The organism is Pseudonocardia yunnanensis (assembly GCF_039534065.1).
Lineage (GTDB): Bacteria > Actinomycetota > Actinomycetes > Mycobacteriales > Pseudonocardiaceae > Pseudonocardia > Pseudonocardia yunnanensis.
In genome coordinates this window covers 165,612-184,127 of sequence record NZ_BAAAUS010000024.1, presented here as the reverse complement: position 1 = coordinate 184,127, position 18,516 = coordinate 165,612, and the positions used below count along the sequence as shown (strand labels likewise).

The following is an 18,516-nucleotide window of genomic DNA, read 5'->3' as shown; positions in this document are numbered from 1 at the left end:
GCCACCGGGTCGTGTCGCCTGTGATTAATCGATGCCGGTCGCCGAGCTCCACACGACAACATGCGCGCAGCATGGATCCCGCGGAGCCGGCCATGCAGTTGATGTCGGGCTACCTCGGGCGATTGTTCGAAGTGGCTGACAAGCGCACCGCGCCGCAGCGGCTGGACGCCAGGCGGACCGCGATCGAATTGCTCGCGATGGTGCTACGGGACGTGATGCCTTCCGTGCCGGGCGGAGACGGCCCGGAGGAGGTGTTGCTCGAGATGATGCGAACGCACGTCCGCGAGCACCTGGCGGACCCGGACCTGCGGGTCGGGATCCTCGACCGCGGGACGTTCGAACGGGCATTCCGGCGGCAGTACGGGACGACGCCGGCCGGCTGGCGGCGCGAGTACCTCTACGCGGGATCCGCTCCCGCAACCCTGGCGTAGGGAATGCCTCGACGCCGAGCGGGAAACATCCCGGCGAAAAGTGGACCTGCGTCGGTCGTCGAGCGCTGAGGCGGCCCGATGGTCACCGAGTTGCGCGCAGCGTCTCGCCCGGCAGTTCTCCGAACTCCCCTTCGTGCGCGGCGGCGAAACGGCCGAGGTGGGTGAATCCCCACTTGTGCGCGACGGTCGCGACGGTTGTGTGGAAGGGGTCGGCCGTGCGGAGCTCGTCGTGTGCCCGGTGGAGCCGGATCCGACGCAGGTACGTCGTCGGCGACATGCCGACATGGCGCTGGAAGCCCTCCTGCAATGTGCGGACGCTGACGTGGCATCTCGCCGCGAGCACCGAGGTGGTCAGCGGTACCTGTGGATCGGCCTCCATGATGTCGATCGCCGCGCGAACCGCGGACGGACGGCAGGGCGACGCCGGCGTGCTCAGTTCCTTCGAGTAGGGATGCTCGGCGGCCAGCAGGAACCCTCGCACCACGCTCTCCGCGAGGGGGCCGGCGACCAGCGGTTGCCGCACGATGCTGTCGCTCCACGCGAGTTGGTCGTTGAGCGTCAGGAGCAGCTGTGCCCAACTTCGGGCGGCGCCGCTCCTGATGTCCATGGCCGCGGCGAAGGCGATCCGTCCGGGGACCGGACGCCCCAGCAGGGCTTCCAGGGTGTGGTCGACCGCTGCCCGGTCGAGCTTCACGCACAACTGCCGGCAATCAGCGGCCCAGCGGGTGAGGATGACCTCGCCGTCGGGCCGGTACACCGCGGCCCGCTCCCGCGTCGCGACCACGTCCACCCCCCGGTGCCGGGACTCCAGACAGCCGGCGACCGGCAGGTTCACGTGGTAGCTCGAGCCGAGCTCGTCGAGCTCGAGTCGGACGTCCCGGCCGTAGGTGATGTCACCCATCGTGATCGGCCCGATCCAGCTGAAGCGATGTGCCTCGCCAGACCGGCGTTCACCGAGAATGTCGAACCGCGCCGGATAGAAAGCGGAACGGCATTTCTGTGCCAGGTTCGCCGAAGCTTCGACGGCCGGCGGCGAACCTGCTCGCCCGACATCGTGCGGCGATTTCTCGCTCATGTGCCAACCAGGGTCCGGTCCGGCTCGACGTGCGCTCTTGCCGCCCATGTTATGACCGTGATCGTGGTTCGGGTCCGGGTGACCTATGATTCCTGTCACGACAATGTCGGATTCGCTGAATGTCCGGCCTGCGGGGTTTGCGCCGCCCTGCCCCGTACGCTTATGCGAAACCCTGCATGAGCGGCGAATTCAAGGCTCTGCGGCGCACATCACTGTGAGCTGTCGGAAAGCTGTTGATCTCCTGTGAAGTTTCCGAGGGCGGCAACGGACAGACGTTGCCCAACGTCATCAAGGTGTGGAGGGAAAACGTCGACGCGCACCTAAGAGGTCAGCCCTGCTCGTGGTGCTTCTGGCCGTGTTCCTGGGGGCGGGCGCCTTCTTGGCGGAGGGCAGCACGGACGCGGGTGCAAGCCCGGAATCAGTCGTGTCGCGGGCCAACATGGCGCCCGCGGCGATGCCCGCTCTCAAGGCCGGCAACGCCGCCGGGATAGCGGCGGCCTCATCGGCCGCGGTGAACAGTGCGGTGCAGGCGGTCGATGCCGTCCACGCGGCCAACCCGGGCACTCAGATCGGGGCGGCTGTACTCGACCGGAAGACCGGGATGCTTGCGCTCGGCACCGACGGGACCACCCGGTTCTATTCGGCGTCGGTGGTGAAGCTCTACACCGTGGTCGCGATCCTGCACCGGGTCGACGCGGGGGAGTTGACGCTGTCGGCCACCGATCGTGACGACATCCAGCGGGCCCTCGTCGCCAGCGACGACAATGCGATGGATGCGCTCTGGGTGAAGTTCGGTGGCGCTCAGACGGTGTCGCAGACGATCAGCCTGGTCGGCCTCAAGGACAGCAAGCCGCCGGCCGATGCGTCGCAGTGGGGCGAGACCAAGATCTCCGCGCGCGATGTGACCGCCGTCTACAACTACGTGCTGCAGTCGATGTCACCGGCCAGCCGCAACATGATCATGGACGCTCTCGGCCATGCGCAGGACAAGGGGGCCGACGGGTTCGACCAGGCCTTCGGCCTGATCGCACCCCCGCGGCAGTCGAACGTGGCGGCGAAGCAGGGGTGGATGTGGATCAACTCCGACTTCGACCTCCACACCACCGGCGTGCTGGGCAGCGACGACCGGTACGTCGTGGTGATCCTCAGCAAGAACCCGGCGAACTCGGGTTCCGCTGCCGCCCGGACGATCGTGAACAAGGCGACGGCCGCTGCCGAGGCCGCGATTCCTCAGCCGCGATGACCTCGGGCACTCGCGGCCCCGGGTCACGTGCGACTCGTCGAGCGCGCGCTCGAGGTGCTCGCCAGTTCGCCCGCGGCCTCCAGTTCGGCGCGCATCGCACGCAGGCCGTAGTAGAGCCGTGACTTGACGGTGCCCTCGGGCACCCCGAACTCCCGCGCGGCTTCCCGCACCGTGTGGCCGTGGAAGTAGCACGCGTGCAACGCCGTGCGGTGCTCCGGTGACAGGCGGTTCAGCGCCGCGGCGACCGTCCAGCTCTGGACGGCCCGGTCGATCGTGTCCTCCGCGATCACCTCGGGGACGACGTCCACGGTGAACTCGACGAACTGCCCACGTGACCGCCACTCGTCGATGGAGATCCGCCGCGCGACCGTGAACAGCCAGGTGCGCTGAGAGCCGCGGCTCTCCTCGAGCGCGTCGAGATGGCGCCAGGCACGCAACATCGTCTCCTGGACGACATCCTCGGCTTTACCGGTATTACCCCTGGTGAGCCGCATGGCGAACGACCAGAGCGCCCGGCCGTGCTGATCGTGGATGTGCCGCATGAGCGCCGCCGCGGCTCTCGGATCTCTGTTCTGAAGACGATTATCGCTCCGGGTGGCGTCTTTCTTGGCCGGCACGTGCACAGTCTATCCACAATATCGACACCCGCCCCGAAGAAAGTCCGGAGCGACGGAGTTCGTTAGCTCGCGGTATGTAAATCGGAGCCATCTTCGGGTGTGTGCGACGTATAGCTCGGGAGAGTTCTGGGTAAATCTCGATCATTGTTCTGCCGAAGTAGTCCTGTTTGTCTGTTGCGTGTAGATCTACGTCCATTCATGTACTTTTTCTTCCTGAGTGCAGCGATGATTCACCCGAGATTTCCGAAGGATCCCCCGAGGAGTCGGACGGGATTGCGAGCCCCGCGCCTCGGCAGCGCGCTTTGACAGGCCGGGGGGATCACGATCTGCGGCGATGGCCTGGGCCACATGCGGGGATCACGGTGAACCGGACGACACCGGGAACCGTCAGGGGGCACGTGGTGCGGTCAGAGGTCTTCCGCGGAGCGGTGACGTGGTGAGCGGAGAGGATGACGACGTCTGCCTCTCGCTGGGCGCCTACCTGGTAGGCAGTCTCGTGAAGTCGGAGCGTGCCGCGTTCGACCGTCATCTCCCCGATTGCGCGGACTGTCGCCGGGAGATTGCGGAGCTGATGCCCTTGTTGAGCCTGCTGCGCTGCGTCGATCCCACTGAATGGTGCAACCAGGCGCCCCGTCGGGACGTGACCGGGCGCCGCGGGTCGTCGTCGCGGCCGGTCCCTGGCAGGAAGCCCGGTGACGTGGGCGGATGCGGAGAACGTCGGCGGCTCTGGTGGTGGCGGTGGTCGCGGGGCTGATCGCCTGCTGTCAGAGGTTCTTTGCCGCATGTTCGACGCCACCGAAAGGCATCGGGCGCAACGATCCCGCCTTCGGGCTGTGAGTTGCATCATCGCAGGCGACTCTGATCGGCCCGGTGTCTCCCCGGCACTGACCACGGCTTCTGTCCTTTGCCGATGGGATCCGAAGCACATTAGGTTCCGATGAACCTTCCGACTCGGAACTTCGTGATCACATGTGGGATGCAAGGCGCCGCCGGGCGCCCCGGCGATCAGGAGGGTTCAGATGCATCGCGCCCAACTTGGTGTCCTCTCCATCTTGGCAGGAGGGACCTTGCGGCGCGCCCTCGCCTGTCCAGCGCGCCGCGCTGCAGTCGGATGACCGCCGTGTCCTGGCTGTCGTCGACCGGCGAACCGGAACCGCGGGAGCCGGAGGAGCTGGCGCGACCGTGGTGCGGCACCGCCAACCCGATGGATCGGCTCGTCCTGCTCATCGGCCGCGGACTGAGCGCCGCGCTGCTCCTTGCGGTTGGCGGCAGTCATCTCCTGCTCTGGTTCGTCGGATATGGGTCGATTCCGCGGATCGGTGTGTCGTTCCTGGCCAATGCTGCCGGGGCGCTGTTTCTGGCGGCCGCGATGGTCGCTGTCCGACCGCGGCATGTCCCGTTGACCGCCGCGCTGGGCGGCCTGTTCATCGCCGGCACCCTCGGGGCGCTCACGCTCGCCCTGACCGTGGGTCTCTTCGGGTTCGTCGACGAGCTCACGACGCCGTTGGTGCCGACCACGCTGGTCCTGGAGCTCGCCGGGGTTGCGGTGCTCACTGCGACGGCTGTCGTCACGACGCGCATCCTCCGCGTTCACTGACCGCGCCACGGGCGGCCGTTCACGTCTCCGGCGTATATTGTTCGTAATGCTAACGAACTCCACGGCGGGCCACTACAAGTGGGTGGCCCTCTCGAACACCACGCTCGGTGTGCTGATCGTGACGATCAACATGTCGATCCTGCTCATCGCGTTGCCGGACATCTTCCGCGGGATCGGCATCGACCCGCTCGCACCGGCCAACATCAGCTACCTTCTCTGGCTGATCATGGGCTACCTGGTGGTCACCGCTGTACTGGTGGTCAGCTTCGGCCGGCTCGGTGACATGTTCGGGCGCACTCGCATGTACAACCTCGGCTTCGCGGTCTTCACGGTGTTCTCCGTGCTGCTCGCGGTCACCTGGACCCATGGCGACGCCGCCGCCATCTGGCTGATCGGCATGCGCGTGCTGCAGGGCGTCGGTGGCGCGCTGCTGCTGGCCAACTCCACCGCGATCCTGACCGACGCCTTCCCCGCCGACCAGCGCGGACTCGCGCTGGGGGTCAACCAGGTGGCGGCCATCGCCGGGTCGTTCCTCGGGCTCGTCATCGGTGGGGTGCTAGCGCCGCTGAACTGGCACTGGATCTTCTTGGTGTCGGTGCCGGTCGGCGTCTTCGGCACGGTCTGGGCCTACTACAAGCTGCGCGAGACGGGTGTCCGCGTCCCCGCGAAGCTGGACTGGTGGGGCAACGTCACGTTCGCTGTCGGGCTCGTCGCGCTCCTCACCGGCATCACCTACGGCATCCAGCCCTACGGCACACATGTCATGGGCTGGACGAGCCCGTCGGTGCTCGGCCTGATCATCGGCGGCATCGTGGTGCTGACCGGCTTCGTGGTGATCGAGAGGCGCGTGCCGGACCCCATGTTCCGCATGTCGCTGTTCCGGTCACGCGCCTTCACCGCCGGCAACGTGGCCAACCTGCTCGCTGCGCTCGGCCGTGGCGGCCTTCAGTTCATCCTGATCATCTGGCTGCAGGGGATCTGGTTACCCGAGCACGGCTACGACTTCGAGCAGACGCCGTTGTGGGCCGGCATCTACATGGTGCCGCTGACCGTGGGCTTCCTCGTGGCCGGTCCGGTGTCCGGAATTCTGTCGGACCGGTTCGGGGCGCGCGCCTTCTCGACCGGCGGGATGGTGCTCGCCGCCCTCAGCTTCCTCGCGCTCGACCTCGTGCCCGTCGACTTCGACTACCGGGTCTTCGCGCTGCTCCTCGTGCTGAACGGGCTGGCGATGGGGATGTTCAGCTCACCGAACCGGGCCGCGATCATGAACAGCCTGCCGGCCGCGCAGCGCGGGGTCGGCGCCGGTATGACCTCGACCTTCCAGAACGCGGCGACGGTGTTGTCGATCGGGGTGTTCTTCTCGCTGCTCATCATCGGCCTGGCCGGGACGCTGCCGGGCGCGCTCTCCACCGGTCTCATCGCGCACGGTGTGCCCGCCGACGTCGCGAACCGCGTGGCCGGTCTACCGCCCGTCGGCACGCTCTTCGCCGCACTGCTCGGTGACAACCCGATCCAGAACCTGCTCGGGCCGCAGGTGCTCGGGGCGCTGCCGCCTGCGGACGCTCAGTTCCTCACCGGACGCGCGTTCTTCCCGGAGTTGATCTCCGGGCCGTTCGCGGCAGGCCTCACGCTGGCCCTCGGGTTCGCTGCGGCGGCGTGCCTGGTGGCCGCGGTCGCGTCGGCACTACGGGGCGGGAAGTACCGCTACCAGGAGCCCGACCAGCCCCTGCCGGCCGCAACGAGCGCACGGGTCTGACCTCGGTCACCGAACGGGCGCACGGGTCCTCGTCGCCGTCCGGGACGGGCAGCGGGCGCAGGTCCGGCTGCTGGGTGAAGAGCACGCCGACCGATTCGTGCGTCTCGCGCTCGTGCCGCAGCGCGACCTGGAACAGGCCGGTCGCGCTGGGCAGCCGGCGCCGGTCGGCGGGCACCAGCGTGCGCACGAGCACGTGGCGGCGTCCTCCCGGACTGTGCAGATGGGCGGTCACGAGGATCGCGGCGGAGTCCTGCTGCTCGACACCGCAGAGGTAGTCGAAGGACGAGCAGCCCAGATCGTCGCGGGCCCATCCCAGGGCGTGGCACCACGCGCCGGGCTCGACGATGACCGTGACGAGCCGCTGCCCGATCTCCGGTTCGCCCATCGCCAGTGCGGCGCCGACCAGCACGGCGAGGTCGTCGGCGGCGGTGTTCGCGCCGGCGCCCGCACCGTCCCGCAGCCGAGCGGCCGGGCGGCGACCGTCTCCCGTCACAGGCACCCTCACCATCCCCTCGCCCGGGGAGGGCTGCCCCGGCGCTGCTCCACCATGGGGCCCGGACCTGCCGCCGTCCATCAAGAGTCGTCAGCAGACCGTCAACCATCTGCTCAAGGTTCCGCGACGTCAGGCGCCGCTACCCGGGGGTACCGCAGTGGCCGTTCCGCGGGGACCATGCGGGAGTGACCACGAACGCCAGGTTGCGGGCCCTGGTCGAGCTGGCCGACACCGGCTCGGTTCGGGCAGCCGCACAACGCCTGGTGGTCACGGAGTCCTCCGTCTCGGCCGCGGTCAGCGCACTCGCCGCGGATGTGGGAGTGCCGCTCGTGCGCCGCAACGGCCGGGGCGTGCTGCTCACCCCGGCGGGCGAGCGGTACGCGAGCTACGCCCGTCGGATCCTGGGGTTGCACGACGAGGCGATGGCGGCGGCGCGCGGCGAGGCCGATCCGGAGCGGGGGCTGCTGCGGCTGGCCGCCGTCACCACGGCGGGGGAGCACGTGCTTCCGGCCATGCTCGCCTCGTTCCGGGGCAGGCACCCGCAGGTCACGCTGCGGCTGGAGGTCGCCCACCGGGCCCGGGTGTGGCCGTTGCTCGCCCATCACGACGTCGATCTCGTGCTCGCCGGACGTCCCCCCGACGAACTCGCGGCCGGGATCCGGGCCGTCAGCCCCAACACGCTGCTGGCGGTGGGCCCGCCGTCGCTCGCCGCCGGCTTCTCGCCTGCCCACACGACCTGGCTGATGCGTGAGCCGGGCTCCGGCACCCGCGAGACGTGCGAGGCACTGCTCGCGGCGGCGGGTGCCGACCCTCCGCGGCTCGTGCTCGGTTCGCCGGGCGCGGTGATCGCCGCGGCCGAGGCAGGCCTGGGTGTCACGCTCGCGTCCCGCCAGGCCGTGGCCCGCCAGCTCGAGGCCGGGGGCCTGGTGGAGCTGCCGATGCCGGGCACTCCGTTGAACCGCCCGTGGCACGTGGTGAGCCACCCGCACGCCACGGCGGGCACCGACCTGTTCGTGACCCACCTGCTGGCACGGCCCGAGCTGGGGTGGAGCGCTCCGCCGCCCGGACGCTGAGCGTCAGATGGGGACGGCCGGGGTGGCCGGGACCGTCACCGTCACGGTGGTGCCCGATCCGGGCCGCGAGCGCACCGTGAGCGTGCCGCCCACCAGTTCGGCCCGCTCGGTCATGCTGCGCATCCCGTAGCCGGAGGCCTCCGGCTGCAGGTCGCGACCCGAGAACCCGCCCACCCCGGTGTCGAACCCGCACCCGTCGTCGCTGACCTCGAGCCGGACCGTGCCCTCGCGCACCGCGAACCGCAGCTCGACACGGGTGGCCCTGGCGTGCTTCTGCACGTTCTGCAGGGCCTCCTGCGCGATCCGGTACAGCGCGATCTCGACGTGTTCGGGCAGGCGCTCGTCGCCGAGGATCAGCTCGCAGTCGAGGTCGGGCACCGTGCGGGAGAGGCTGGTCAGGCCCCCGGCGAGCCCCAGGTCGTCCAGCACCGGGGGCCGGAGGCCACCGATGGCGATCCGTGCCTCGTCCACGGTGATGTCGGCGAGCTCGCGGGCCAGGATCAACTGCTGCTCCGCGTACGCCGGATCGCTGCGCAGCGTGCCCGCCGCGGCGTCGAGGTGGTAGCCGAGGCTCACCAGGCGCTGGGAGATGCCGTCGTGGATGTCGCCCGCGAGTCGTCGCCGTTCGGTCTCCTGGGCGGCGATCACCTGCTCGGTGAACCGCTCGTTGGCACGCTCCCGGGCGACGAGCCTGCGATGCAGCCGCGCGGAGTGCAGGGCTCCCGCGACGAGCCTGCCGATCGAGGTGAGCAACCGGATGTCCCGGGCGGTGAACTCGCGACGGACCACCGTGTGCACGTTGAGCACACCGACCAGGCCGGCGAGATCGCTGGTCATCGGCACCGAGGCCATGGAGGTGTAGTCGACGCCGCGCAACGCCGCGATCGGCACGTAGCGGGGGTCGGCGTGCTTGTCGTCGACGATCACGGCGGGCTCGCCGTGCTCCGCGACCCACCCGGCGACCCCCGTGCCGATCGGCAGCCGCACGCGGCCCACCTGCCCGTTGAACGGTGGGGTGGCACCGGCGAGGGTGAGCGAGCGCCCGGCGTCGTCGAGCACGTGCACGAAGCAGACGTCGGTGGCGGTGGCCTCGACGATCAACCGCGCGACCGCGGCGGCGAGGGGCTCGACGTCCGGTCCCGACGACGTGGCCTCCACGATGGCGAGCAGCAGTGCGTTCTCCGCCTCCAGGTCGGCGAGATCGCCCAGGGTGGGACGCCGTGTGCCCGTCATTGGAAGATGCCCTCGCGCAAGGCCGCGGCCACGGCCCCGGCCCGGTCGTTCACCGCGAGCTTGCGGTAGATCGAGCGCAGGTGGCTCTTCACGGTCTCGTCCCCGACCGTCAGGCGGGTGGCGATGGCCCGGTTGGACAGGCCGCTGACGATCAGGGAGAGCACCTCGCTCTCGCGGTGGGTGAGGCCGTGGCGGGCGCCTGGCCAGAACTCACCGCTGTGCAGGCGCGCCGCGGAGGCGACCGCGCGCCCGGCCATCCCCGGGTCGATCACGGTCTCGCCTGCGTGCACCAGTTCGAGGTGGCGTACCAGGTCCTCCCCGGTGATCCGCTTGATCAGGTACCCCGCAGCTCCGGCGCGCATGGCCTGGAACAGGTACTGCTCGTCGTCGTACACCGACAGCAGCACCACCCGCCGCTCGGCCCGCTCCTCGCGCAGCCGCCGGCACAGGTCGAGGCCGCTCGCCCCGTTCAGCCGGACGTCGGAGAGCACGATGTCCGGGTCCAGCCCCGTGACCAGCGGGACGGCGTCATCCGCGCCCTCCGCCTCGCCGACGACCTGGACACGGGTGCGGAACGGCGCCAGCATCGCCTTGAGCCCATGGCGCACCATCTCGTGGTCGTCGACCAGGACGATTCGCAAGGGGCCGGGCATCACATGACGATAGGGCCCCGGCATCCGGGCGAACACCTCTTCAGAGGCGTCATCGCGACGGCATCCCCCGCCGTACCCCCAGCGCGGGGGACCCGGAGCAGCCGTGATCCGCCTAACGTCTTCCTACTGCGGCATCGGCGCCGCCATTCCAGGGTGGTGGCGCGGCGGAGGGGCAGGTGGATGCGATGGTGGACAAGGCACTCCGGATCGTGCGGGCCGGTGCGGTGTCGCGCCCGGTGATGATCGCGATCGCGGGGGACAGCGCGTCGGGCAAGACGACCATCACCCGCGGCCTGGTGCAGGCTCTGGGCCCGGACAACTGCGTGTCGATCTGCGTGGACGACTACCACCGCTACGACCGGGCCGAGCGGCGCGACCTGCCCTTCACGGCGCTGCACCCCGACTGCAACCACCTCGACATCATGGAGCAGCACCTGCAGCTCCTGGCCAGCGGACAGCCGATCCTCAAGCCCGTGTACGACCACCGCACCGGGGAGTTCTGCCGGTCGGAGCGGGTGGAGCCGAACCGGTACATCATCGTCGAGGGCCTGTTCCCGCTGTACAGCAAGCTCTCGAGGGCGTGCTTCGACGTCACCGTGTACCTCGACCCGCCGGAGCGGATCCGCCGCCGCTGGAAGCTGACCCGCGACGTCCGAGCCAGGGGCTACACGCGGCCCGAGGTGCTCGCCGAGATGAACCGCCGGATCGCCGAGTCGGAGGCCTACATCCAGCCGCAGCGCAGCCAGGCCGACATCGTCGTCCGGTTCGCGCCGATCCCGTCACGGGACGACCTGCCGGCCACCTCGCTCTCGGCAGAGCTCGTGCTCCGGCCGACCATCCGCCACCCCGACCTGAGCAGCGTGCTGGCCGACCACCCCTCGATGCGCCTGAAGCTGTGCCGCGACACCGACGGCAGGCCGGTCGACACGCTCCACGTGCACGGTGACGTCGCCGAGGAGGAGAGCCGCACCCTCGAGAAGGCGATCTGGGCGCTGCTCGACCAGCCTGGCGATGTTCCGGACAGGCTGGGCATGCTCAGCTGGGGCAAGCGCAGCGGGCCGCTGGCGGTCACCCAGCTCCTGCTGCTCTTCCACATGCTGGATGCCGCGTAGCGAGCGGCTCCGGCGGCGTCCGACGTGCGCTGCGCGATCGTGGTTGTCTGGTCGGTGGGAAGGCCGGCCAGCGAAAGGACGCAGAGAGCATGCACGTACTCGACGCCGAGGAGTCGGCGATCGTCGACACGGTCCGCGACTTCGTGGACCGCGACGTCCGGCCGGTGGCGCGCGAGCTGGAGCACAGCAACACCTATCCCGAGAAGCTGATCGACCAGATGAAGCAGCTGGGGATCTTCGGGCTGGCGATCCCCGAGCCCTACGGGGACGTGCGCGTGTCGACGCCGTGCTACGCGATGGTCACCGAGGAGCTGTCGCGCGGCTGGATGAGCCTGGCCGGCGCGATGGGCGGGCACACCGTCGTTTCGAAGCTGCTGCTCGACCACGGCACGGAGGAGCAGAAACAGCGCTACCTGCCGCGGATGGCGACGGGCGAGCTGCGGGCCACGATGGCGCTCACCGAGCCGGGCGGAGGGTCGGACCTGCAGGCGATGCGCACGGTCGCGCGCCGCGACGGCGACTCCTACGTGATCAACGGCGGCAAGACCTGGATCACGAATGCCCGCCGCGCGGGTGTGGTCGCGCTGCTGTGCAAGACCGACCCGCAGGCGCAGCCCGCCCACAGCGGGATCAGTGTGCTGCTCGTGGAGAAGGTCCCGGGGTTCATCGTCTCCGCGGATCTGCCCAAGCTCGGGTACAAGGGCGTCGAGAGCTGCGAGCTGTCCTTCGACGACTGCCGGGTGCCGGCGGACGCGCTGCTCGGCGGGGTGGAGGGCCGTGGCTTCGCGCAGATGATGCGCGGGCTGGAGATCGGCCGGATCCAGGTGGCCGCCCGGGCCACCGGCGTCGCACGCGCGGCGTTCGACGACGCCCTGCGCTACGCCCAGGAGCGGGAGAGCTTCGGCAAGCCCATCTGGCAGCACCAGTCGGTGGGGAACCTCCTCGCCGACATGGGCACCAAGATCACCGCGGCCCGTCAGCTCCTCCTGCACGCCGCACAGCGCTACGACTCCGCCGAGCGGGCCGACCTCGAGGCCGGGATGGCCAAGCTCTTCTGCTCGGAGACGGCGATGCAGGTGGCCATCGACGCCATCCGGGTGCACGGCGGCTACGGCTACTCCACCGAGTTCGACGTGGAGCGCTACTTCCGCGACGCCCCGCTGATGATCGTGGGTGAGGGCACCAACGAGATTCAGCGGAACGTGATCGTGCGCCAGCTGGTGTCGCGCGGCGGGCTCTGAGCGGGTCCCGTCAGCCGATGCCGCCCCGTTCGTGCGCCTCCTCGATGGCGGCGAGCGTGGACCGCAGGTGCTGCAGGGTGAGCTCCACGGCGCCGTCGGTGTCCCGCTCGCGGTAGAGCTTGATCAGCTCGTCGTGTTCGTGGTTGGCCTGGGGCACCTGCTCCGGCCGGGCCTCGAGCGACAGGCTGACGTAGGCGGAGGCGCTGTCGCGCAGGCTGGCGAGAATCCCGGCCAGCCTGCTGCCCTCACCGATCTCGCTGAACACGGAGTGGAACTCGCGGTTCAGCTCCACCCAGGTCGACAGGTTCGTCTCGATGCGCATGCGCGCGGCGAGCCCGTCGGCCCGGTCGAGCTGCTCGTCGGTGATCACCTCGGCGACCCGGCGCACCATCAGCGGTTCGAGGGTGATCCGCAGCTCGTAGATCTCGCGGACCTCCTCCATGTCGAGGGGCCGCACGATCGCGCCACGGTGCGGGTCGAAGACCACGAGTCCCTCGCTGGCCATGTCCCGCAGCGCTTCGCGGACGGGTGTGGTGCTCACGCCGAGCTGGCTGGCCAGCTCGGCCTGCACGAGACGGGTGCCCCCGGCGAGAGTGCCGCCCAGGATCGCCGAACGCAGTGTGCCCAGTACGTACTCATGCGCTGTCCTGGACCGTCCGACCGGCCTCAGGTTACTGAGAGTCACGCTTCCTCCACCTGTCCATCGTGGAGTCTAGTTCTGATCCGGACCGCTGGGATGCCCGCCTCTGGCGGCCACCACCTCGCGGATGCGGCGCAGTGGGGAACCGGTGGCGATCAGCGACCAGAGCAGGATGCGCGCCTTGTGTGCGTCCAGCCAGCCTGCCGACACGACCCCGCGGGCGAGCAGGTCCTGCTCCGAGCCCGTGAACCCGTACGTGCGGGAGAGCACCGAGCCGCTCCCGGTGCGGCTGGTGAGCAGCACCGGTACGTGCTCGACCGCCTTGGAGACGGCGGCAGCCATCGTCGCGGACACGTGACCGGCGCCGAAGGCGGAGAGCACGACGCCGTCGTATCCGGCGTCGCACACGGTCTCGAGCAGGGCGCCGTCGTCGCCGAGGCTCGCCTCCAGCAGCGCCACCCGCGGCACGTGTGCGGCGGTGGGCCGGGGTAGGGCAGCCCACCGCCGGGGCCGGTTCGCGTACACGACCGCCCCCTCGTGGATGCGGGCGAGCGGTCCGAACGGCGCCGAGGTGAAGGCGTCGAGCGCGGTGGCGTCGGACTTGCGGATGCGCCTCGCGGCGTGCACCTCGTCATTGATCGTGACCAGGACCCCGAGGCCCCGCGATGACGGCGCGGTCGCCACCGCCGAGGCGGCGAGGATGTTCGCCGGGCCGTCGGCCCCGGGCTGCCGGGGTGGGCGCATCGCACCGGTGAGCACGAGCGGCTGCTCCCGGTCCCAGTGCAGGTCGAGCAGGTAGGAGGTCTCCTCCAGGGTGTCGGTGCCCTGGACGAGAACCGCTGCGGCGGCACCGTCGTCGACGGCTTGGCGAGCCCAGTCCATCGCGGCGAGCACGTCGGCGAAGCCGAGCGAGGCACCTGGCGCGGTGGCGAGGGTGCGGGTCAGCAGCTCGGTCGAGTTCGCCAGGCCCGGGACCGCCGCCAGCAGGTCCGCGACGGTGAGGGACGGCGTGACGCCGCGCCCGTCCCCATCGTCTCGGGTCATCGTGATCGTGCCTCCCAGTGAGCCCACTGCCAGACACGGCTTCGTCATCCCATCTCCCACCTAGTTGACGCTCTGTACCCTGCACTTTATAGGATGCATTGTTGCCTCGCGTTGATAGGGAAGAAGTGGTGGTGTCGTGGCCCGTCCCGACGTGCAAGAACCGGCAGTTCGTCCTCCGTCCGACGCCGCGCGGTTGTCCAGAACGGTCGCCCTCGTCGGCCTCGTCGTGCTGGCAGGCTCCTACGTCGTCAATGCGATGGATCGACAGGTCTTCCCGGTCCTGCTGACGCCGATCAGCCACGACTACGGGTTCACGCTCGCACAGGGCGGGTTGCTATCGACGATCTTCACGCTCGGGATCGGCCTGTCCGGCGTGCCCGCCGGCTACCTGCTGGACCGGCTGTCGCGCAAGTCGGTGATCATCCTCGGCGTCTTCATCTACTCGGTGTTCACGCTGCTCACCATGGTTGCCGCCGGCTTCTGGGACATGCTGGCCTACCGGGCGCTGTCCGGGGTGGGCGAGGCGCTGCAGAACGCAGCGCTGTTCTCGGCGGTCGGGGCCTACTTCTTCGCCAGGCGCTCCCTGGCGCTCGGCAGCCTGAACTTCGCCTACGGGCTCGGCGGATTCGTCGGCCCGCTGGCCGGCGCCAAATTGGCCGGCACCGGCCACTGGCAGATGCCGTTCCTCGTCTACGGCCTGATCGGCCTGGCGTTCTGCGTGCTCATCGCGGTGGTGATCCGCAGGGCCTTCACCGAGCGGCAGGAGGTGGCCGGTGACGTGGACCGGCCGCTGGACGTCTCGCACGTGCCGCAGCGGCTGTACAACCGCAACACCGTGCTGCTCGGCGTGACCGCCGTGGTGGTGGGGATGTCCATGTACGGCTACATCGGGCTCTACCCCACGTTCCTGGTCACCCAGCTGCACTGGAGCAGCGGGCAGGCCGCGCTGGCCGCGAGCATGTTCGGGCTCGGCGCGCTGCTGGGCATCCCGGCAGGCTGGCTGGGCGACCGCGTCAACCAGCGCGTCCTCATGACCGTGGCGTTGCTGATCGGCGCGGTGGTGGGTTACCTGCTGTTCAACGGGCCCACCGGAGCCGCCGCCCAGTACGTGCTGTCGTTCGCCGAGGGGGCGATCGCCAGCGGCTTCCTGTTCGTCAACATCTACTCGGCGATGCAGCGCGCTGTCCGGCCACATCTGATCGGGCGTGCCTCCGGCGTCTACGTCAGCGCGTTCTACGTCCCGGCGGCGTTCGCCGGGTACCTGTTCTCGGCGCTGGTCGCCGGCACGGGCTGGGGCGGGGCCGCGATCTGGCAGCTCACGGTGCTGCCGCTGGTCGGGGTGGTCGCCCTGCTCTTCGTCGATGTCGGCAGGTTCGCGAACGCGCGGACCCGGACCGCGTCCTGAAACCGCCCGTGGAGGGGACTGTGACGATGGATCACGAGATCGGCCCGCGCCGGTGGCGCGAGCAACGCTGGATCACCGACTCCGTACTGCGCACCGACGGCCTCGAGTGGGACCAGCCGCGGGTGGCCTACACGCTGCGGCCCATGGGCGTCGACGCCACGCCGGACTTCCGGGTGGCGGAGTCGCGGATCAACAAGTTCGCCGACATGGTGCCGGTCTTCACCGAGCTCGCCGAGCGTCGCGAGCGGATGGCCCGGGCCGCCACGAACGCCGTGACCGCTCGTGAGCACTACTTCCACGCCGCGCTGCTCTACGTCACGGCGGAATGGCCGATCTGGCACGACGGTCCCGATCTCGTCGCGCTCGACGACCGCAAGAACGCCTGCTACCAGGCGTACGCCGAGCTCGCCGACCACCACGTCGAGCGGGTGGAGATCCCCTTCGGGGACAGCTTCATCCCGGCGTGGTTCCACCTGCCCAGCGGTGACACCGGCGACCCGCTGCCGACCGTCATCTCCTGCGGCGGGATGGACGCGCCGAAGGAGCTGAACGTCAACCTCTACGGCGACAAGTTCCTCGAGCGCGGGTTCGCGGTGCTCGCGTTCGACGGGCCGGGGCAGGGCGAGGCCCCGGTACGCGGGGTGAAGTTCACGCCCACGGCATGGGTCGAGGCGGGGGAGAAGATCGTCCAGTGGTGCCGGCAGCGCCCGGAGGTGGACGCCGATCGCATGGTCGGTTTCGGCCTCTCCTTCGGCTCGTACTGGATGAGCCAGATCGCCGCGACCCAGCCGGCACTGCGGGGGTCGGCGGTCGGGCTGGTCTGCCACGAGCCGGGCTGTCACATGATCTTCGAGATGGCCTCCCCGTCGTTCAAGGCCCGGTACATGTGGATGTCGGGCCTGGAGCGTGACGAAGCCGCCTTCGACAAGATGGCGCAGCAGATCGACCTGCGCCCGCTGATCGGCGGGATGTCGGCGCCGTGGCTGGTGATCGCGGGCGACGAGGACGAGCTCTCGCCCATGGAACACAGCTACGACCTGGCCAGGCGCTGTCCCACTCCCGCTCCGATGCTCGTCTACCAGCAGGGCAGGCACGCGCTCTCGCTGCCGACCCCGTCGGTGGCGCTCGGGCCGAACTGGGTCACCTACGCCGCCGACTGGCTCCGCGACCGCGTCGACGGCAAGCCCGCCGAGGACGTCGTGGACTACGTGCTGCCCACGGGGCAGATCGAACGCCGTTCCCACCCCAAGGAGGCCGCTTCCGTATGACCCTCCCACTGTCCGGTCGCCGAGCCGCCGTCGTGACCATCGACCTGCACCGTGGCCATCTCGATCCCGAGGTGGCGACGATGCCTCTGCCCGCCGACGCCGCCGCGCGTGTCACGAAGGCCAACGCCGAGTTCCTGCGCGAGGTGCGCAACCAGGGCGTGCCGGTGGTGCACGTCGTCACCTCCTACCGGTCCGCCGCGGAGATCGCCTCCAACCCGTGGTGGGCGGCCGTCGCGGACACCGGCGCCAGCCGGTCCAACGCGATGCGCCACCAGTTGCCGGGGAGCCCCGGGCTGGAGCTGATGCCGGAGGTCTACGAGGCCGACTACGACCTCGTGGTCGACAGCAAGAAGCGCTACGACTGCTTCGTGGCGACCGACCTGGACCACGTCCTGCGCTCCCGATCCCTCGACACGGTGCTGCTCACCGGTGTGAACACCAACAGCTGTGTGCTGGCCACCGCCGTCGCGGCCAACACCCGCGACTACGCGCCGGTGGTGGTGGAGGACTGCGTGGACACCATGGACCGGCAGCTGCACGACGCCGCGCTGGCCGTGATCCGGCAGGCCTTCGGCTGGGTCGCGCCTGCCCAGGACGTGCTGGAGGCTCTGGGAGAGTCCCGGTGAAGGTCGTCGACACGCACGCCCACGTCATCCCGCAGACCCTGGTCGACGCGATGTACGACGGCGGCGCCCCGGACGGCATCACGATCGCGGAGCACGAGGGATCGCCCTGGGTGGTGCACCGGCAGGGCTACCGCTACCCGCTGCTCGCCGAGTTCCACGACGTGCAGATGCGGCTCAAGGCCATGGACGCCTGCGGCATCGACAGTGCCGTCCTGTCCGTCGCACCGCCGCTGTTCCTGTACTGGATCGAGCCGGCCGGTGCAGCTGCGGCCGCCCGGATCGTGAACGACGCGATCGCGGGCATGGTGGCGGCGGCACCGAACCGGTTCACCGCCATGGCGACGCTGCCGCTGCAGGATCCGCGTGCGGCGGTCGACGAGCTGCGTCGGTGCGTGATCGAGCTCGGGTTCCGCGGAGCCGAGGTGGGCCCGCACGCCGAGGGTGTGCCGCTCGACGACGAGACGCTGCGGCCGGTGCTCGCCGCGGCGGCCGAGCTGTCCGTGCCGCTGATGGTCCACCCCTACTACGTCGGTTCGACGCCCGGTCCGCTGAGCGACTTCTACCTGACCAACCTGCAGGGCAACCCGTGGCAGACCGCGGTCTGCGCGTCCCGCCTGATCTTCTCGGGAACGCTGGACGCCCTGCCCGGACTCGACCTCGTCCTGGTGCACGGTGGCGGACACCTGCCCTACCAGATGGGCAGGCTCGATCACGGGCACCGCGTGCGTCCCGAGGCGCGGGGTTGCGCGCATCCGCCCAGTGAGTACCTGCGGCGGTTCCACTACGACACCCTGACCCACGGCAGCGCCGCGGTCCGCTTCCTCGTCGACCAGGTCGGCTCGGACCGGGTGGTGCTGGGCACCGACATGCCGTTCGACATGGGCGCCGGCGGGCTCGACGAGCAACTGGGCGAGCTGCAGCTGTCCGCCCGCGAGCTCGAGGCGATCGCGCACGGCAACGCCGAACGACTCTTCGGCAGGCATCAAGGAGATGACGAGCTGTGACGGAC

At 69.9% G+C, this 18,516-nt stretch carries 18 protein-coding genes and 1 pseudogene; 12 read left to right on the top strand and 7 right to left on the bottom strand.

Annotated elements, in window-relative coordinates; translation table 11 throughout:
- Nucleotides 1-92: 92 nt before the first annotated feature.
- Entirely contained in the window at nt 93-431 is a 339-nt protein-coding gene (locus ABD743_RS22490; RefSeq protein ID WP_344724124.1) for a helix-turn-helix domain-containing protein, read from the top strand.
- An 82-nt stretch (nt 432-513) separates the two neighbouring features.
- Here ABD743_RS22490 and ABD743_RS22485 read toward each other — a convergent pair whose 3' ends face one another.
- Nucleotides 514-1,605, bottom strand: a complete 1,092-nt coding sequence (locus ABD743_RS22485; RefSeq protein ID WP_344724123.1) for an AraC family transcriptional regulator — start codon at nt 1,603-1,605, stop codon at nt 514-516.
- Nucleotides 1,606-1,846: 241 nt separating this feature from the next.
- On the opposite strand from ABD743_RS22485, the gene ABD743_RS22480 reads away from it, so the two are divergent.
- Nucleotides 1,847-2,749, top strand: coding sequence for a serine hydrolase (locus ABD743_RS22480; RefSeq protein ID WP_344724122.1), 903 nt, complete (start codon nt 1,847-1,849; stop codon nt 2,747-2,749).
- 23 nt (nt 2,750-2,772) lie between these two features.
- Here the strand turns inward: ABD743_RS22480 and ABD743_RS22475 are convergent, their stop codons facing one another.
- Nucleotides 2,773-3,366 carry a sigma-70 family RNA polymerase sigma factor gene (locus ABD743_RS22475; protein ID WP_344724121.1) on the bottom strand — a complete coding sequence of 198 codons (594 nt, stop codon included), beginning with the start codon at nt 3,364-3,366 and terminating at the stop codon, nt 2,773-2,775.
- A gap of 334 nt (nt 3,367-3,700) precedes the next feature.
- On the opposite strand from ABD743_RS22475, the gene ABD743_RS44540 reads away from it, so the two are divergent.
- From ABD743_RS44540 to ABD743_RS22465, 3 genes are all read left to right on the top strand, one after another.
- Nucleotides 3,701-4,120 carry an anti-sigma factor family protein gene (locus ABD743_RS44540; protein WP_379659265.1) on the top strand — a complete coding sequence of 140 codons (420 nt, stop codon included), beginning with the start codon at nt 3,701-3,703 and terminating at the stop codon, nt 4,118-4,120.
- Between the two features lie 357 nt (nt 4,121-4,477).
- Entirely contained in the window at nt 4,478-4,963 is a 486-nt protein-coding gene (locus ABD743_RS22470) for a hypothetical protein (protein WP_344724120.1), read from the top strand.
- A 46-nt stretch (nt 4,964-5,009) separates the two neighbouring features.
- Nucleotides 5,010-6,719 (top strand): MFS transporter, encoded by a 1,710-nt coding sequence (locus tag ABD743_RS22465; RefSeq protein WP_344724118.1) that lies wholly within the window; start codon nt 5,010-5,012, stop codon nt 6,717-6,719.
- Nucleotides 6,720-6,765: 46 nt separating this feature from the next.
- On the opposite strand, the pseudogene ABD743_RS22460 reads toward ABD743_RS22465, so the two are convergent.
- Nucleotides 6,766-7,104: pseudogene (locus tag ABD743_RS22460) on the bottom strand (NADH-quinone oxidoreductase subunit C); the annotation flags it as partial.
- Nucleotides 7,105-7,397: 293 nt separating this feature from the next.
- On the opposite strand from ABD743_RS22460, the gene ABD743_RS22455 reads away from it, so the two are divergent.
- Nucleotides 7,398-8,285, top strand: a complete 888-nt coding sequence (locus ABD743_RS22455) for a LysR substrate-binding domain-containing protein (RefSeq protein ID WP_344724117.1) — start codon at nt 7,398-7,400, stop codon at nt 8,283-8,285.
- A gap of 3 nt (nt 8,286-8,288) precedes the next feature.
- Here the strand turns inward: ABD743_RS22455 and ABD743_RS22450 are convergent, their stop codons facing one another.
- Together ABD743_RS22450 and ABD743_RS22445 are read right to left on the bottom strand one after the other, a co-directional pair.
- Complete coding sequence (locus ABD743_RS22450; protein ID WP_344724116.1) at nt 8,289-9,518, bottom strand: GAF domain-containing sensor histidine kinase; 1,230 nt, start codon at nt 9,516-9,518, stop codon at nt 8,289-8,291.
- Nucleotides 9,515-10,171, bottom strand: coding sequence for a response regulator (locus ABD743_RS22445; RefSeq protein WP_241039248.1), 657 nt, complete (start codon nt 10,169-10,171; stop codon nt 9,515-9,517). Before ABD743_RS22445 ends, ABD743_RS22450 begins: the two co-directional genes overlap by 4 nt.
- Nucleotides 10,172-10,356: 185 nt before the next feature.
- Between ABD743_RS22445 and ABD743_RS22440 the strand changes: the two genes are divergently transcribed.
- Both ABD743_RS22440 and ABD743_RS22435 read left to right on the top strand, forming a co-directional pair.
- Nucleotides 10,357-11,283, top strand: a complete 927-nt coding sequence (locus tag ABD743_RS22440) for a phosphoribulokinase (RefSeq protein WP_344724456.1) — start codon at nt 10,357-10,359, stop codon at nt 11,281-11,283.
- A gap of 89 nt (nt 11,284-11,372) precedes the next feature.
- Nucleotides 11,373-12,524: an acyl-CoA dehydrogenase family protein gene (locus ABD743_RS22435; RefSeq protein ID WP_344724115.1), complete on the top strand. Its 1,152-nt coding sequence runs from the start codon at nt 11,373-11,375 to the stop codon at nt 12,522-12,524.
- Nucleotides 12,525-12,534: 10 nt separating this feature from the next.
- Here the strand turns inward: ABD743_RS22435 and ABD743_RS22430 are convergent, their stop codons facing one another.
- Both ABD743_RS22430 and ABD743_RS22425 read right to left on the bottom strand, forming a co-directional pair.
- Nucleotides 12,535-13,209, bottom strand: a complete 675-nt coding sequence (locus tag ABD743_RS22430; protein WP_344724114.1) for a GntR family transcriptional regulator — start codon at nt 13,207-13,209, stop codon at nt 12,535-12,537.
- 27 nt (nt 13,210-13,236) lie between these two features.
- Nucleotides 13,237-14,256 (bottom strand): asparaginase, encoded by a 1,020-nt coding sequence (locus ABD743_RS22425; RefSeq protein ID WP_344724113.1) that lies wholly within the window; start codon nt 14,254-14,256, stop codon nt 13,237-13,239.
- 88 nt (nt 14,257-14,344) lie between these two features.
- On the opposite strand from ABD743_RS22425, the gene ABD743_RS22420 reads away from it, so the two are divergent.
- Genes ABD743_RS22420 through ABD743_RS22405 form a run of 4 tightly spaced genes read left to right on the top strand, consistent with a single transcriptional unit; the run spans nt 14,345 to nt 18,511 of the window.
- Nucleotides 14,345-15,613, top strand: coding sequence for an MFS transporter (locus ABD743_RS22420; RefSeq protein WP_344724112.1), 1,269 nt, complete (start codon nt 14,345-14,347; stop codon nt 15,611-15,613).
- Nucleotides 15,614-15,639: 26 nt separating this feature from the next.
- Nucleotides 15,640-16,881 (top strand): alpha/beta hydrolase family protein, encoded by a 1,242-nt coding sequence (locus tag ABD743_RS22415; protein WP_344724455.1) that lies wholly within the window; start codon nt 15,640-15,642, stop codon nt 16,879-16,881.
- The gene (locus ABD743_RS22410; RefSeq protein WP_344724111.1) at nt 16,878-17,507 is read left to right on the top strand and encodes a cysteine hydrolase family protein; all 630 of its coding nucleotides are present in this window, start codon (nt 16,878-16,880) and stop codon (nt 17,505-17,507) included. Before ABD743_RS22415 ends, ABD743_RS22410 begins: the two co-directional genes overlap by 4 nt.
- A complete protein-coding gene (locus tag ABD743_RS22405; protein WP_344724110.1) occupies nt 17,504-18,511 on the top strand; it encodes an amidohydrolase family protein in 1,008 nt (335 codons plus the stop codon). Before ABD743_RS22410 ends, ABD743_RS22405 begins: the two co-directional genes overlap by 4 nt.
- The last annotated feature ends 5 nt before the right edge of the window (nt 18,512-18,516 follow it).